Here is a 14082-nt window from a genome sequence, read left to right as displayed (position 1 = left end):
ACTGAAACCCGAAGAGATCAATGATTGATATTTTTAACAACAAAGGTGTTGCATCATGTCGGTACCCCCGCGTGCCGTTCAGCTTAACGAAGCGAACGCGTTCCTTAAGGAACATCCTGAGGTTCTGTACGTTGACCTTCTGATTGCGGATATGAATGGTGTGGTGCGCGGCAAGCGCATCGAACGCACCAGCCTCCACAAGGTTTACGAGAAAGGCATCAACCTGCCGGCCTCCCTCTTTGCCCTGGATATCAACGGCTCGACGGTGGAAAGCACCGGCCTGGGCCTGGACATCGGCGATGCTGACCGAATCTGTTATCCAATCCCTGACACCCTGTGCAACGAGCCTTGGCAGAAGCGCCCTACTGCGCAACTGTTGATGACCATGCACGAACTCGAAGGTGAACCCTTCTTCGCCGACCCCCGGGAAGTCCTGCGTCAGGTCGTCGCCAAGTTCGACGAAATGGGTCTTACGATCTGTGCCGCTTTCGAACTGGAGTTCTACCTGATCGACCAGGAGAACGTGAACGGTCGCCCGCAACCTCCGCGCTCGCCGATCTCCGGCAAACGCCCGCACTCGACACAGGTTTACCTGATCGACGACCTCGACGAATACGTCGACTGCCTCCAGGACATTCTGGAAGGTGCGAAGGAGCAAGGCATTCCTGCCGACGCGATCGTCAAGGAAAGTGCCCCGGCGCAGTTCGAAGTGAACCTGCACCACGTGGCCGACGCCATCAAGGCGTGTGACTACGCGGTACTGCTCAAGCGCCTGATCAAGAACATCGCCTACGATCATGAGATGGACACCACCTTCATGGCCAAGCCTTACCCGGGCCAGGCAGGTAATGGACTGCACGTCCATATCTCGATCCTTGATAAAGACGGCAAGAATATTTTTGCCAGTGAGGATCCCGAGCAGAACGCCGCATTGCGTCACGCGATCGGCGGTGTGCTCGAGACCCTACCGGCACAGATGGCTTTCCTGTGCCCGAACGTCAACTCCTACCGTCGCTTCGGCGCACAGTTCTACGTGCCCAACGCGCCGTGCTGGGGTCTGGATAACCGGACTGTAGCGGTACGTGTACCGACCGGTTCCGCCGACGCGGTCCGCCTGGAGCACCGTGTTGCCGGCGCCGACGCCAACCCGTACCTGCTGATGGCTTCGGTCCTGGCTGGCGTGCACCATGGCCTGGTCAACAAGATCGAACCGGGCGCGCCCGTGGAAGGCAACTCCTACGAGCAGAACGAGCAGAGCCTGCCGAACAACCTGCGTGATGCACTGCGCGAGCTGGACGACAGCGAAGTGATGGCCAAGTACATCGATCCAAAATACATCGACATTTTTGTCGCGTGTAAAGAGAGCGAGCTGGAGGAGTTTGAACACTCCATTTCCGATCTTGAGTACAACTGGTACCTGCATACCGTTTAAGCGGTTGCAGTAAAACAAACGCCGTCGGCTGGTAAAGCTGGCGGCGTTTTTTTATGGCCGCCTGCGGCGGATCGCTGGCAAGCCAGCTCCCACAAGTCACTTGCCGCACACACCATTTGTGTTTCGCTGGAAATCCTTGGGAGCTGGCTTGCCAGCGATGGCGGCCGACAAGACAACACATCACCCGGCTCGTACAATGCCCCCTGCCCCGCAGGAGTCTCCAATGACGCGCACCGCCACCGTTCGCAAACCTCGCGCCCGCAGCCAGGCGCGGATCGATTCCATACTCGACGCCGCCCGTACGCTGCTGGCCGCCGAAGGCGTGGGCAGCCTGTCGATCTACAGCGTGGCCGAGCGCGCGGAAATCCCGCCGTCCTCGGTGTATCACTTTTTCGCCAGCGTGCCGTCCCTGCTCGAAGCGCTGACGGCCGACGTCCACGCCGCTTTCCGGGCATGCCTGCAAGCCCCCATAGACCACAACGCCCTCAGCGGCTGGCGCGACCTGTCACGCCTGGTGGAGCAGCGCATGCTCGACATCTACAGCGACGACGCCGCCGCCCGACAATTGATTCTTGCCCAGCACGGCCTGACCGAAGTCACCCAGGCCGACCGCCAGCACGACATCGAGCTGGGCGAACTGATGCACAAGCTCTTCGATCATCACTTCGAACTGCCGAAGTTGCCGAGTGATGTCGATGTGTTTGCGCTGGCGATGGAGCTGGGGGATCGGGTGTATGCGCGTTCGGTGCAGCAACATGGGCAGATCACACCGCGTATGGCCGAGGAAGGGATGCGGGTGTTTGATGCGTATCTGGGGCTTTATCTGCCGCCTTATCTGCCCAAGCGACTTGCCTCATCCTGACTTTTCAGAGATAAGCCTGACGAAATCGTTCCGAGCGTTGACAGTCGTTTCAAATAGCCCGGAGCAGTAATCTATCGATAGAATGATTAGATGATTTATTGATGATCAGACTGGCCCTTTCACGCGTTGGCAAAATGTGCTCGACGAGGTTCGTCAAGTTGACCCGATCCCAGGTATCGGACGCCATTGATAAAGCCTCAAGATCCGACAGATTTTTAAATTTGTTGAAGTAAGACTCCGCTGACTGGAAAGCTGTGTTCTTTAAATAAACAAATCGTTCGAGATACCACTTTTTAATATCGTCTGGTGAAGCGTCAATATAGATCGAAAAATCTATAAAATCCAAAACATTTAAACCCGAGCACTTGTCCTCCTGCAGCACATTTAATCCTTCCAAGACAATGATATCGGGGGACTGTACCCGCTGCATTTCGTTAGGAACTATGTCATATCGAACATGTGAGTATGTTGGGATCTGAACCGCTTCCCCCTTGTTGCACACTGAGTGCAAAAAACCCAGAAACAGTGATTTATCGTACGACTCTGGAAAACCTTTTCTATGCAGCAGATTTTTCTCCGCGAGCGTCGCCAAAGGAAAAAGGAATGAGTCCGTTGTCACCAACTGTACATGGGGCGAACCAGGCCAAGATGATAATAGTGCCGACAATACTCTGGCAAAGCTACTTTTACCTACCGCAACACTACCGGATATACCGACTATATAGGGCGACCTTAATAATGGCACCCCGAGAAAATCAGCTTGTACCTGACTAACCGTCCGCGTTGCAGCAAAGTTAAGATTCAGCAGGCGTGATAGAGGAAGCAATATATTCATTACCTCTTCCGGCGTCATGGGCTGGGTAGAACTTATCAGTGCTTCCATTTCCGAAGACGAGAGGCTCATCGCCACCTCGGCCCGAAAGGTTGACCACCGCTCGCGACTAAACTCCCGGTACCCGAGATTGGCTTGCGAAAGCACTATTGCATCCTGCTCTGTAGTCATATCCATCCTGTATATGCCTCACCAAAATCAGGAAACATATCAGATCTGGTCGTCGTATCCAAATCGATGCATGGCGAAGCCATGAAATCCATTATAGAAAATCGACAAAACCTTATTTAGAGCGGAACTTCAAATGTTACTAATTCGAGCTCATCAACTCATGATCTTCAACCCACGAGTACTTGATTTAATATTCCCAGAAAACTCAACCAAACCCCTGACTCAACAAGAGCATGAAATCTTGAAATGGGCGTGCATCGGGAAGACCTACTCCGAGATATCACTAATCACCAGCATTAGCGTACGCACAGTAAAATTTCACATGCGCAATATCGTAGAAAAGCTTGATGTAGCCAATGCCAAGCATGCTATATCCAAAGCTCAGCAAGAAGGTCTGTGCTTACAGATGCCTTAGCGGCCCCTAAAAAGCAGAGCATAAAAACCCGCAGGGCTCCCACCCTCCGGGTTGTTGCTTCCACGCGCCCTTTACAACTTGGCGATCGACACCTCGGTGGATTTTACGAACGCGATCACTTCACTGCCGACCACCAACTCAAGCTCTTTGACAGAACGAGTGGTGATCACTGAAGTGACGATGCCCGAAGCGGTCTGCACGTCGATTTCCGACAGCACGTCGCCCAGCACGATTTCCTTGATCGAGCCTTTGAACTGGTTACGAACGTTGATGGCCTTGATAGTCATGAGGTTGTTTCCTGTCGTTGGATAAGGTGGGTTACTGCGCCCAACGCAATTGCGTGGGCAATGGTGAAACAGGTTCCGGTTCCGGCGGCTCGCCGGGCAGTGACAGCACGCGGTTGAGGACTTCGGTTTCCAGCGCCGCCAGCCGGTGGGAACCGCGAACCCGAGGGCGCGGTAGTTCCACGTGGAGGTCGAGGCCGACTTCACCCTCTTCGATCAGGATCACCCGATCGGCAATCGCGACCGCCTCACTGACGTCGTGGGTGACCAGCAACACCGTGAAGCCATGCTTTTGCCAGAGTCGTTCAATCAGTTGCTGCATCTCGATGCGCGTCAGGGCATCCAGGGCGCCCAGGGGCTCGTCCAGCAACAGCAAGCGCGGTTGGTGGATCAGCGCGCGGGCCAGGGCCACACGTTGCTTCTGGCCACCGGACAAGGCCGCCGGCCACTCATTGGCGCGGTCTGCCAGGCCTACCGACTCCAACGCGTCCAGTGCTTGTGGCCGCCAGTTGCCGTTGAGCCCGAGGCCGACGTTGTCGATAACTTTTTTCCACGGCAGCAGACGCGCTTCCTGGAACATCAAGCGGGTGTCTTCCAGCGCTGCGCTCAGCGGCGCCGAACCCGCCAACAGTTCACCGCCAGTAGGTTTGTCGAGGCCGGCGAGCAAGCGCAACAAGGTACTTTTGCCGCAACCGCTGCGCCCGACCACGGCCACGAACTGCCCGGCCGGAATGTGCAGGTCGATCTCGCGCAGCACTTGCCGCGTACCAAAGGTCTTTTGCAGCTTGCGCACCGCCAGCGGAATTCCGCGCAGCAGGCGTGGAGGTTGTTGAGCCGTCATGCGGCACCTCCCTTGGCAGCCTGATAGGCCGGATGCCAGCGCAGCCATACTCGTTCAAGTCCGCGCGCAGCGAGGTCGGCCAGTTTGCCGAGCACCGCGTACAACAGGATCGCCAGCACCACCACGTCGGTCTGCAGGAATTCCCGGGCATTCATTGCCAGGTAACCGATGCCGGAGCTGGCAGAAATGGTTTCCGCAACGATCAGCGTCAGCCACATGAAGCCCAACGCGAAGCGCACACCGACCAGGATCGAAGGCAGTGCGCCCGGCAGAATCACTTGGCGGAACAGGCTGAAACCGGACAAACCGTAACTGCGCGCCATCTCCACCAACGCCGGATCGACGTTGCGAATGCCGTGATAGGTGTTGAGGTAGATCGGGAACAATGTGCCCAGGGCCACCAGGAAAATCTTCGCCGACTCATCGATGCCAAACCACAGGATGACCAGGGGGATCAGCGCCAGGTGCGGTACGTTGCGCACCATCTGCACCGAACTGTCGAGCAGGCGCTCGCCCCATTTCGACAGGCCGGTGATGAAACCCAGCACCAGGCCGATGCTGCCGCCGATGGCAAAGCCCAAGGCAGCACGCCAGCCGCTGATTGCCAGATGGGTCCAGATTTCACCGCTGCGCACCAGGCTCACGCCGGCTTCAATGACGGCTATCGGCGCCGGCAGAATCCGTGTCGACAACCAACCCGCCGATACCGACAACTGCCACACCGCCAGCAACAGCACCGGCAACGCCCAGGGTGCCAGGTTGTGGATAACTTTCTTCATGGCGCGCCTCAGCTCTGCGACGCGGCTTTGGGAAGGATATCGTTGGCGACCATCTCGCCGAACGGGCTGACGTAGTTGGCACCCTGGGGCAGCTGCGCACGCTCGATATCCAGGTGCGGGAACAACAGCTCCGCAACACGATAGGACTCTTCCAGGTGTGGATAGCCGGAGAAGATGAACGTATCGATGCCCAGGTCCGCGTATTCCTTCACACGGGCGGCCACTGTCGGACCGTCACCCACCAGTGCCGTGCCGGCACCACCACGCACCAGGCCGACACCGGCCCAGAGGTTGGGGCTGACTTCCAGGTTGTCGCGACTGCCACCGTGCAGCGCGGCCATGCGTTGCTGGCCAACCGAATCGAAGCGCGACAGCGACGCCTGGGCGCGGGCGATGGTTTCATCATCCACGTGGGAGATCAGCCGGTCCGCCGCTTGCCAGGCTTCAGCATTGGTTTCCCGAACGATCACGTGCAAGCGAATCCCGAACCGCACGGTACGCCCCAACTTGGCGGCCTTGGCCCGTACCTGTTCGATCTTCTCGGCAACAGCGGCCGGCGGCTCACCCCAGGTCAGAACCATCTCGACCTGCTCCGCGGCAAGGTCCTGCGCCGCTTCCGACGAACCACCGAAGTACAGCGGTGGACGCGGTTGCTGGATCGGTGGGTAGAGCAGCTTGGCGCCCTTCACGCTGATGTGCTGACCGTCGTAGTCAACGGTTTCACCTTCCAGCACCCGACGCCAGATGCGAGTGAATTCCACCGAAGCCTGATAGCGTTCTTCGTGGCTCAGGAACAGGCCATCGCCGGCCAACTCTTCCGGATCCCCGCCGGTCACCAGGTTGAACAGCGCACGCCCGCCGGACAACCGATCCAGCGTCGCCGCCTGGCGCGCGGCCACCGTCGGGGAAATAATCCCGGGGCGCAGGGCGACCAGAAACTTCAGGCGCTGGGTTACCGGGATCAACGACGCGGCCACCAGCCACGAATCTTCGCAGGAGCGTCCGGTGGGGATCAGCACCCCGCCAAACCCCAGGCGGTCGGCTGCTTGCGCGATCTGTTGCAGGTAACCGTGGTCGACGGCGCGAGCGCCTTCGGCGGTGCCAAGGTAATGGCCGTCGCCGTGGGTAGGCAGGAACCAGAAGATGTTGAGGCTCATGGAGTGGTCTCCTTAGGAAGTCGAATTACGGTGCTTTGGCAACGGCCGCCGGTGGCGTCCAGATCACGTCCTTGATGCTCAGCGGCTTCGGAATCAGCTTGAGCTGGTAGAAGCTGTCGGCGATTTTCTGTTGCGCGGCCACCACTTCCGGGGTCAGGAATAGCGCGCCATAGCCCTGGCGTTTCACCGACGTCAGGGTGATGTCTGCCGGCAGGCCAAGCAGTGGCGAAACCTGTTGGGTCACGTCTTCAGGGTTGGCCTTGGACCATTCGCCGACTGCGCGCACTTGCTCCACCAAAGTCTTGATCACCTCGGGATTTTTCTGCGCGTAGGGTTTGGTCGCCAGGTAGAACTGATGGTTGTCGACGATGCCTTTGCCGTCACGCAGGGTGCGGGCCTGCAGTTGCTGTTCGGCCGCAGCCTGGTACGGGTCCCAGATGACCCAGGCGTCGACACTGCCACGCTCGAACGCGGCGCGGGCATCGGCTGGCGGCAGGAACACGGTCTGGATATCGCTGTATTTGAGGCCGGCGTCTTCCAGAGCCCGCACCAGCAGGTAGTGAACGTTGGAGCCTTTGTTCAGGGCGATTTTCTTGCCCTTGAGTTCCTGCACCGATTTGATCGGCGAGTCTTTGGGCACCAGGATCGCCTCGCTGTGAGGCGCTGGTGGTTCATAGGCGACATAGAGCAGATCAGCACCGGCCGCCTGGGCAAACACCGGCGGGGTTTCGCCGGTAACGCCGAAGTCGATGGAGCCGACGTTCAGGCCTTCCAGCAACTGCGGGCCACCGGGGAATTCAGTCCATTGCACGTCCACGCCTTGGGCGGCGAGGCGTTTCTCCAGAGTACCCTTGGCCTTGAGCAGCACCAGGGTGCCGTACTTCTGATAACCGATTCGAAGTGTCTCGGCCTGAGCTTGAGTAATGGCGCCGAAGGTGACAGCCGCAGCAAACAGAGCGACCAGACCACGACGCAAAATGACAGTGCGCATAGCGCTCTCCTTTTTGCAGTTGGGTTTTGGCTGCACCTGCTTGGCCGTTAGCGGCTGAGTAAGGTGGAGTGAAGCAAATTCAGGGGTGGATTGAGTGCGGGCTCAAATGCTCCAGCGAGCACTCAGCAAACGTTCATTCAACAGGTTCGGATCGATCGGTTTCGGCCGTCGCGCCATGGCGATAAGAAACAGCTCCAGTGACTCACCGAGTCGTTGTTCCAGCTCAGGCGCCAACTGCGCCTGGGCGCTGCCCTCGCCGTAAGCGATCTGACTGTCCACGGCGAAAATCCCGTGCAACATTTCCTGGGCTTTGAGCGCCGACAGCACCGGTTTGAGCGCGTAATCCACCGCCAGCATGTGCGCGATACTGCCGCCGGTAGCCATGGGTAAAACCACTTTGTGGTCCAACGCGCGCTCGGGCAGCAGGTCCAGCACGGTTTTTAGTGCACCGGAGAACGAGGCCTTGTAAACCGGCGTAGCGATCAGCAGGCCGTCAGCGTTTTCAATCTGTTGCAGCAGGTCGATCACCTTGGGGCTATCGAAGCGTGCATGCAGCAAGTCCTCGGCCGGGAAGTCCCGTACCTGGTAACTCACCACTTCCACACCTTGCTCGCGCAACCAGCGCTGAGAGTGGTCCAGCAGCACTCCGGAACGGGAGCGTTGGCTAGGACTGCCACCGATTGAGACAACCAGCATTCAGGAATTCCTTTAGCTATTTTGGCAATTCGCAGTGTGCGATCTCGCTTGGATGGAGTGACCTTAACAGCTGATTGTTATATCCATAAATCATATTTATTCATTTGGTTATTCTAATAAGAGATATGGAAAGAGTGGATGTCCAAGCAAAAAAAAAGGCCGTCGAAACGGCCTGAAATTCCCTGCTTTGTGGTGTGGGTTCAAAAAGATCGCAGCCTTCGGCAGCTCCTACAGGGCCCGCCTATCCGTGTAGGAGCTGCCGGAGGCTGCGATCTTTTGATCTTCAACGATTGGGTTGCGGCGTCAGGCGCAGGTACGGCTTCACCGCGCGATAACCTTTGGGAAAGCGCTTCTGGATTTCTTCCTCGTCCTTGAGCGATGGCACGATCACTACTTCATCACCGTCCTGCCAGTTGGCCGGGGTCGCCACCTTGTAGTTGTCGGTGAGTTGCAGCGAGTCGATTACCCGCAGGATTTCATGGAAGTTACGGCCAGTGCTCGCTGGGTAAGTGATGGTGAGCCGCACCTTCTTGTTCGGGTCGATGACGAACAGCGATCGCACGGTCAGGGTGTCGTTGGCATTGGGATGAATCAGATCATAAAGGTCCGACACCTTGCGATCGGCGTCAGCCAGAATCGGGAAATTGACCTGGGTGTCCTGGGTTTCGTTGATGTCTTCGATCCATTTGTGATGCGAATCCACCGGGTCCACGGACAGGGCAATCGCCTTGACGCCGCGCTCGGCGAACTGGTCTCTCAACTTGGCGGTAAAGCCCAGCTCGGTGGTGCATACCGGCGTGAAGTCTGCCGGGTGGGAGAACAGCACGCCCCAGCTATCGCCCAGCCATTCATGAAACCGAATGGTGCCGGCACTGGAATCCTGTTCGAAGTCGGGGGCGATGTCGCCAAGTCTGAGGCTCATGGTGCTGCTCCTGGTGAGTGCTTGATGAGCTCAACTGTGCCTGCGTTTTTTATCTATTAAAAAGAATAAATATCGATTTGTTTAGAATTAAAATGCATATAAAAGCCAGTTACAAAACACAAAAAACCCCGCCCGACAGTGTGCCGGGCAGGGCTTTTTTTACTTCAGTAACGCGAGCGCTATTACAATAGCGGGATCGAATAGCTGAGGATCAGGCGGTTTTCGTCCTGCGAACGGGTGTTCGGCAGGTCGGTGCGCCAGGTAGCATTTTTCCACATGAAGCCTACGTTTTTCAGCGGGCCTTCTGGTACCACGTAAGCCAGGGTGAAGTCGCGTTCCCACTCGGAGGCACCCGAAGCGGCCTGCTGACGGTTTGCACCAACGGTGTCGATATCGTCACCCTTGAGGTACACAGCACCAGCAGTCAGACCAGGCACGCCGACTTTAGCGAAGTCATAGGAGTAGCGTACTTGCCAGGTTTTCTCGCCAGCACGGCCGAATTTCTGGATCTGCATGTCAGTGATGGTGTAGTTCGACGAACCGTCGCCCTGGTTCAACCAAGGGAAATCGCTACTGCCGTTGCTGACCTGGTAACCGCCACCGAAGGTGTGACCGGCAACGGTGTACAGGAACAGGCCGCTGTACAGGTTGTTATCGACCGGGCCTTTACCGCTTGGCACGCCGTTGTAGTTACCGTTGCTGAAGTAAGCAGCGGTATTGGAGTTGGCACCGTCATCCGAGCTATTGAAATAACGCAGGTCAGATTTCAGAACCCCCGGGCCGATTGCCCAGTTGTGCACCAGACCCAGGAAGTGTTGCTTGTAGAAATCTTCCAGGTTGCCGTAGTAGTACTGGGCAGTCAGGTCTTTGGTGATCTTGTAGTCACCGCCGGCATAGATGAACTTGTTGCTGTTGGCGACACGAGCGTTGGCACCGCCGATCGACAGTTGTTCATTGTTGCTGGAGTTACGACCTTTGACGTGCTCGATCTGGCCACCGACCAAGGTCAGGTCCTTGATCTCGCCAGAAGTGATCTGGCCACCCTGCCAGGTTTGTGGCAGCAGGCGACCGTCGTTAGTGACAATGACCGGGTTCTTCGGCTGCAAGGTACCCAGCTTCAATTCAGTTTGGGAGATCTTGGCCTTGGCCGTCAGGCCCAGGCTGGAGAAGTTATCGACCGCTTCACCGTTGGATTTGCTAGGGAACACGGTGCCGCCATAGGAAGTGGCCGTCGCACCGTTAGTACCGCCACCGGAATCGAGGCGTACGCCCAGCAGGCCAATGGCATCGATACCGAAGCCAACAGTTCCTTGGGTGTAGCCCGAGATGAAACGCAGGTCGAAGCCTTGGCCCCATTCTTCGTTTTTATTGGCGCCGGTACCGTCACGGTTATCGGTGTTGATGTAGAAGTTGCGCAGGCCCAGGGTGGCTTTGCTGTCTTCGATGAAACCGGCGGCGCCTGCCTGCTGCGCCAAAACCCCTACGGCCACAGCCAGGGCCAAAGTGGACTTGTTCATTGTTTCGCTCCTATCGTCTCTAATTTTTTTTCGGTCCAGAGTCGAATGCTCTGGATCCTGAAATGCGCGGTGACCGCAAACCACGGGTCATCGCGTGATGCGTCTACCCCGGGCGTCTGACCAAGGGAAATGGGGCCCGCATGGTAAACGGATAAAAAATAATTTCATTCTTTTAATGCCATTCAGGAATAACGGATGGCATTTAATCGTGTCAGGCCACCGGTATCGGCCCCAGCGGGACGCACTTTAGGGCTTCGCATTAAAAGCTAAAAGGAATAATAAATTACATCGTAAGACCCAATTTGAATATAAGAAAAAATCCGAAAAAAAGCCCCGCCAGCTGGCAGGGCTTTTTCCGTGTTGGGTGTTACAGGAAGCTATAGGTGTAGTTGAAAATCACGCGGGTCTGGTCTTGCGCGGAGATGTTGGTGTCGCCGCGGTAGGTGCCGTGACGCAGGGTCGTGCCGAACCCCTTGAGCGCGCCGGTTTGAATCACGTAGTCCACGCGCAGGTCGCGCTCCCACTCGGTCTGGTCTTTGCCAACGCCGTTGGTGGCCTTGATGTCCTCGCCGCGCAGATAAGCGGCCGAGGCCTTCAGGCCTGGAACGCCCAGGGATGCGAAGTCGAAGGTGTACTGACCGAATGTGGTGTTCTCACCTGCACGCACGAAGCCGTTGATCATGGCGTCGGTGAACGAGTAGAAGCTCGAACCGCCGGCTCCTTCGTTGCGACCATTGCCGTCGACCACGCTGCCCTGGTTCAGGTAGACGAAACCACCGTCATCGCTGACTCGCTGATGGCCCAGCAAGAATGCGTTCGGACCCAGGGTGTAGGTGAACATGGCGCTCCAGGTCTGGTTATCCACCTCGCCCGGGTTCTTCGCATAACCGCCGTTGTTGTTGAAGCGGTAACCCGCATCACCGTTCTTGCCGTCGGAGCTGCTGTCGAAATAGCGCAGGTCAGTCTTGAACGACTGGGTGGCGCTGATCGGGTAGACGTGTACCAGGCCCAGGAAATGCTGCTTGTAGTAGTCTTCCAGATTGGCGTAGTAGTACTGCAGCATCAGGTCTTTGGTGACCTTCCAGTCAGCACCACCGTAACGGAATTTGTTGCTTTCTTCAGTGCCGCCAGCGACTGCCAGACCGGTGGTGTTCGACGACGCTCGACCCGCGGCGTGCTCGAGCTGGCCGGCGTTGAACGTGACGTTGTCGATTTCCTTCGAGGTGATGGTGCCGCCTTCGAAGGTCTGTGGCAGCAGGCGGCTGTCGTTCGCGATCAGTACCGGCATGCTCGGTTGCAAGGCACCACCGAGGTGGGCTTCGGTTTTCGAGATACGTGCCTTGACGTTACCGGCTACCCGGCTCCACGGGTCGGATGCCGAGCCGTCAGTGTCACTTGGGAAGAATGAGTTGTTGTCCGGGTGATGACCGCGACCACCGTCCAGATGAATGCCGACCAGCGCCTGGGCGTCAAAGCCGAAGCCGACCGTGCCTTGGGTGAAGCCCGACAGGTAGTCGAACTTGAGACCCTGAGCAGCTTCGCGCTGATCATTGGCGGCGCCTTCGCGAGTGTCGGCGTTGTAATACATGGTGCGAGAACTGACGGAAGCCTTGCTGTCTTCAATGAATCCGGCGGCGCCTGCCTGCTGCGCCATTACCCCTACGGCCACGGCCAAGGCCAAGGTGGACTTGTTCATTTTTTAAGCTCCTCTCGTTTCTAATTTTTGTATTCCTGGCCCTGGGTCAAATGCCCGGGATCCTAGGATTTGCGATTAGCGCCAGACCGTGACCTGCAAGTCAATCGTAACCGTATGTGACTACGACCATGGTCTAATCCCCGTGAATCCAGCGTCGGCAGATAAATGCGCTTTGCATAAATCCAATACGAAGCATCCGATGTTTTTTAATAGCCTTTAGGAACTGACCACAGCGCGCGGTCCGGTGAACGCGAGCCTATAAGCTAATACCTAAAAGATATTTATTGGCCGTTTTTTAGATCGATTAGATTTAACGGAAATCCGTATTTCCTCTCATCGAAGACCAGGCCATGACAATCAAGCGCGCACTATCCAATCCAATTGTTACAGTTTGTGTATCGGCTTTAATTTCTTTTAACGCCGTCGCCGCCAACCTGACCGTGGGATATCAGACCGGGATTGATCCCAGCAAGGTGCCGCAGGCCGACGGCCTGTATGAGAAAACCATTGGCCAGAAAATCGATTGGCGCCGCTTCAACAGCGGGCCGGAGGTGGTCACGGCCATTGCTTCCGGGGATGTGCAGATCGGGAATCTGGGCTCCAGCCCGCTGGCCGCCGCGGCTTCGCGGAACCTGCCAATCGTTGCCTTCATCGTTTCGGCGCAGATCAATGCCGCCGAGGCGCTGGTGGTCCGTAACGGGAGCGGGATCAATAAACCGGAAGATCTGATCGGCAAGACCATCGCCACGCCCTTCGTTTCCACCTCTCATTACAGCCTGCTCGGCGCACTGAAGCATTGGGGCCTGAGTACTTCGCAAGTGAAGGTGGTGAACCTGCAGCCGGCGGAAATTGCTGCTGCCTGGAAGCGTGGTGATATTGACGGGGCCTTCGTATGGTCGCCTGCCCTGGGCGAAATCCGCAAGACCGGCAAGACCCTGACCGATGCGGCCGAGGTTGGCCAATGGGGCGCTCCGACTTTCGAAGTGTGGGTGGCGCGCAAGGATTACGCAGAGAAGCACCCGGAAGTGATTGCCAGGTTCGCCAAGGTCACCCTGGACTCATTCGCTGACTACGCCGCGCATAAAGACACCTGGACTGCCGATTCGGTGCCGGTGCAGAAAATCGCTAAATTGACCGGGGCCAATGCCGCCGATGTGCCTGAACTGCTGGCCGGCTCGGCTTTCCCGGACGCCAAGGCACAGCAGACCACCGCGCTGCTGGAGGGCGGCACGGCCAAGGCGATTGGCGAGACCGCGAAGTTCCTGAAGGAACAGGGCAAAGTCGAGACGGTGCTGCCGGATTATTCGGCGTACGTCAGCTCTAAATACGTGGAATAAACGCGATCCCCCGTAGGAGCTGCCGCAGGCTGCGATCTTTTGACTTGTTTTTAGATCAAAAGATCGCAGCCTGCGGCAGCTCCTTGTATGTTGACCCAGCACCCAGCGAGAGAGGTCTAAGCTCGTTGGTGCTGACATACAAAGATGTGT

Annotated in this window: 14 protein-coding genes; 4 read left to right on the top strand and 10 right to left on the bottom strand. The window is 57.3% G+C overall.

Going from position 1 to position 14082, the window contains the following annotated elements; all coding sequences use genetic code 11:
- Window positions 1–55: 55 nt before the first annotated feature.
- Window positions 56–1432, top strand: coding sequence for a glutamine synthetase family protein (locus AAEZ09_RS06735; protein ID WP_122841083.1), 1377 nt, complete (start codon window positions 56–58; stop codon window positions 1430–1432).
- A 223-nt stretch (window positions 1433–1655) separates the two neighbouring features.
- The gene (locus AAEZ09_RS06730; protein WP_350598746.1) at window positions 1656–2294 is read left to right on the top strand and encodes a TetR/AcrR family transcriptional regulator; all 639 of its coding nucleotides are present in this window, start codon (window positions 1656–1658) and stop codon (window positions 2292–2294) included.
- Window positions 2295–2343: 49 nt separating this feature from the next.
- On the opposite strand, the gene coaA is transcribed toward AAEZ09_RS06730, so the two are convergent.
- Window positions 2344–3297, bottom strand: coding sequence for a type I pantothenate kinase (gene coaA, locus AAEZ09_RS06725; protein WP_350598743.1), 954 nt, complete (start codon window positions 3295–3297; stop codon window positions 2344–2346).
- A 133-nt stretch (window positions 3298–3430) separates the two neighbouring features.
- Between coaA and AAEZ09_RS06720 the strand changes: the two genes are divergently transcribed.
- A complete protein-coding gene (locus AAEZ09_RS06720; protein WP_350598741.1) occupies window positions 3431–3712 on the top strand; it encodes a helix-turn-helix domain-containing protein in 282 nt (93 codons plus the stop codon).
- A 71-nt stretch (window positions 3713–3783) separates the two neighbouring features.
- On the opposite strand, the gene AAEZ09_RS06715 is transcribed toward AAEZ09_RS06720, so the two are convergent.
- The 9 genes from AAEZ09_RS06715 to AAEZ09_RS06675 all read right to left on the bottom strand — a co-directional run bounded on the left by AAEZ09_RS06715 (window position 3784) and on the right by AAEZ09_RS06675 (window position 12595).
- Window positions 3784–3999 (bottom strand): TOBE domain-containing protein, encoded by a 216-nt coding sequence (locus AAEZ09_RS06715; protein WP_003229256.1) that lies wholly within the window; start codon window positions 3997–3999, stop codon window positions 3784–3786.
- Between the two features lie 31 nt (window positions 4000–4030).
- Window positions 4031–4837, bottom strand: coding sequence for an aliphatic sulfonates ABC transporter ATP-binding protein (ssuB, locus tag AAEZ09_RS06710; RefSeq protein WP_350598738.1), 807 nt, complete (start codon window positions 4835–4837; stop codon window positions 4031–4033).
- Window positions 4834–5616, bottom strand: coding sequence for an aliphatic sulfonate ABC transporter permease SsuC (gene ssuC / locus AAEZ09_RS06705; RefSeq protein WP_350598736.1), 783 nt, complete (start codon window positions 5614–5616; stop codon window positions 4834–4836). The genes ssuB and ssuC overlap by 4 nt, the downstream gene beginning before the upstream one ends.
- 8 nt (window positions 5617–5624) lie before the next feature.
- A complete protein-coding gene (gene ssuD / locus AAEZ09_RS06700; RefSeq protein ID WP_350598733.1) occupies window positions 5625–6773 on the bottom strand; it encodes an FMNH2-dependent alkanesulfonate monooxygenase in 1149 nt (382 codons plus the stop codon).
- A 25-nt stretch (window positions 6774–6798) separates the two neighbouring features.
- A complete protein-coding gene (locus AAEZ09_RS06695) occupies window positions 6799–7764 on the bottom strand; it encodes a sulfonate ABC transporter substrate-binding protein (RefSeq protein WP_045059746.1) in 966 nt (321 codons plus the stop codon).
- Window positions 7765–7866: 102 nt separating this feature from the next.
- Window positions 7867–8460: an NADPH-dependent FMN reductase gene (ssuE, locus tag AAEZ09_RS06690; protein WP_205893137.1), complete on the bottom strand. Its 594-nt coding sequence runs from the start codon at window positions 8458–8460 to the stop codon at window positions 7867–7869.
- Between the two features lie 283 nt (window positions 8461–8743).
- Complete coding sequence (locus AAEZ09_RS06685) at window positions 8744–9382, bottom strand: peroxiredoxin (RefSeq protein WP_045059744.1); 639 nt, start codon at window positions 9380–9382, stop codon at window positions 8744–8746.
- A gap of 182 nt (window positions 9383–9564) precedes the next feature.
- Window positions 9565–10899, bottom strand: coding sequence for an OprD family porin (locus tag AAEZ09_RS06680; RefSeq protein ID WP_045059628.1), 1335 nt, complete (start codon window positions 10897–10899; stop codon window positions 9565–9567).
- 367 nt (window positions 10900–11266) lie between these two features.
- Window positions 11267–12595 carry an OprD family porin gene (locus AAEZ09_RS06675; RefSeq protein WP_045059629.1) on the bottom strand — a complete coding sequence of 443 codons (1329 nt, stop codon included), beginning with the start codon at window positions 12593–12595 and terminating at the stop codon, window positions 11267–11269.
- Between the two features lie 350 nt (window positions 12596–12945).
- Between AAEZ09_RS06675 and tauA the strand changes: the two genes are divergently transcribed.
- Window positions 12946–13932 carry a taurine ABC transporter substrate-binding protein gene (tauA, locus tag AAEZ09_RS06670; protein ID WP_350598729.1) on the top strand — a complete coding sequence of 329 codons (987 nt, stop codon included), beginning with the start codon at window positions 12946–12948 and terminating at the stop codon, window positions 13930–13932.
- Window positions 13933–14082 lie beyond the last annotated feature (150 nt).

The organism is Pseudomonas sp. 65/3-MNA-CIBAN-0223, assembly GCF_040310425.1.
Lineage (GTDB): Bacteria > Pseudomonadota > Gammaproteobacteria > Pseudomonadales > Pseudomonadaceae > Aquipseudomonas > Aquipseudomonas gregormendelii.
This window is presented reverse-complemented; position numbering and strand designations above follow the sequence as displayed.

Bases quoted from the DNA above. Each gene is read 5' to 3' on its own strand.
- AAEZ09_RS06735 (WP_122841083.1), top strand. From the start codon at position 56: ATGTCGGTACCCCCGCGTGCCGTTCAGCTTAACGAAGCGAACGCGTTC.
- AAEZ09_RS06730 (WP_350598746.1), top strand. From the start codon at position 1,656: ATGACGCGCACCGCCACCGTTCGCAAACCTCGCGCCCGCAGCCAGGCG.
- coaA (WP_350598743.1), bottom strand. From the start codon at position 3,297: ATGACTACAGAGCAGGATGCAATAGTGCTTTCGCAAGCCAATCTCGGG.
- AAEZ09_RS06720 (WP_350598741.1), top strand. From the start codon at position 3,431: ATGTTACTAATTCGAGCTCATCAACTCATGATCTTCAACCCACGAGTA.
- AAEZ09_RS06715 (WP_003229256.1), bottom strand. From the start codon at position 3,999: ATGACTATCAAGGCCATCAACGTTCGTAACCAGTTCAAAGGCTCGATC.
- ssuB (WP_350598738.1), bottom strand. From the start codon at position 4,837: ATGACGGCTCAACAACCTCCACGCCTGCTGCGCGGAATTCCGCTGGCG.
- ssuC (WP_350598736.1), bottom strand. From the start codon at position 5,616: ATGAAGAAAGTTATCCACAACCTGGCACCCTGGGCGTTGCCGGTGCTG.
- ssuD (WP_350598733.1), bottom strand. From the start codon at position 6,773: ATGAGCCTCAACATCTTCTGGTTCCTGCCTACCCACGGCGACGGCCAT.
- AAEZ09_RS06695 (WP_045059746.1), bottom strand. From the start codon at position 7,764: ATGCGCACTGTCATTTTGCGTCGTGGTCTGGTCGCTCTGTTTGCTGCG.
- ssuE (WP_205893137.1), bottom strand. From the start codon at position 8,460: ATGCTGGTTGTCTCAATCGGTGGCAGTCCTAGCCAACGCTCCCGTTCC.
- AAEZ09_RS06685 (WP_045059744.1), bottom strand. From the start codon at position 9,382: ATGAGCCTCAGACTTGGCGACATCGCCCCCGACTTCGAACAGGATTCC.
- AAEZ09_RS06680 (WP_045059628.1), bottom strand. From the start codon at position 10,899: ATGAACAAGTCCACTTTGGCCCTGGCTGTGGCCGTAGGGGTTTTGGCG.
- AAEZ09_RS06675 (WP_045059629.1), bottom strand. From the start codon at position 12,595: ATGAACAAGTCCACCTTGGCCTTGGCCGTGGCCGTAGGGGTAATGGCG.
- tauA (WP_350598729.1), top strand. From the start codon at position 12,946: ATGACAATCAAGCGCGCACTATCCAATCCAATTGTTACAGTTTGTGTA.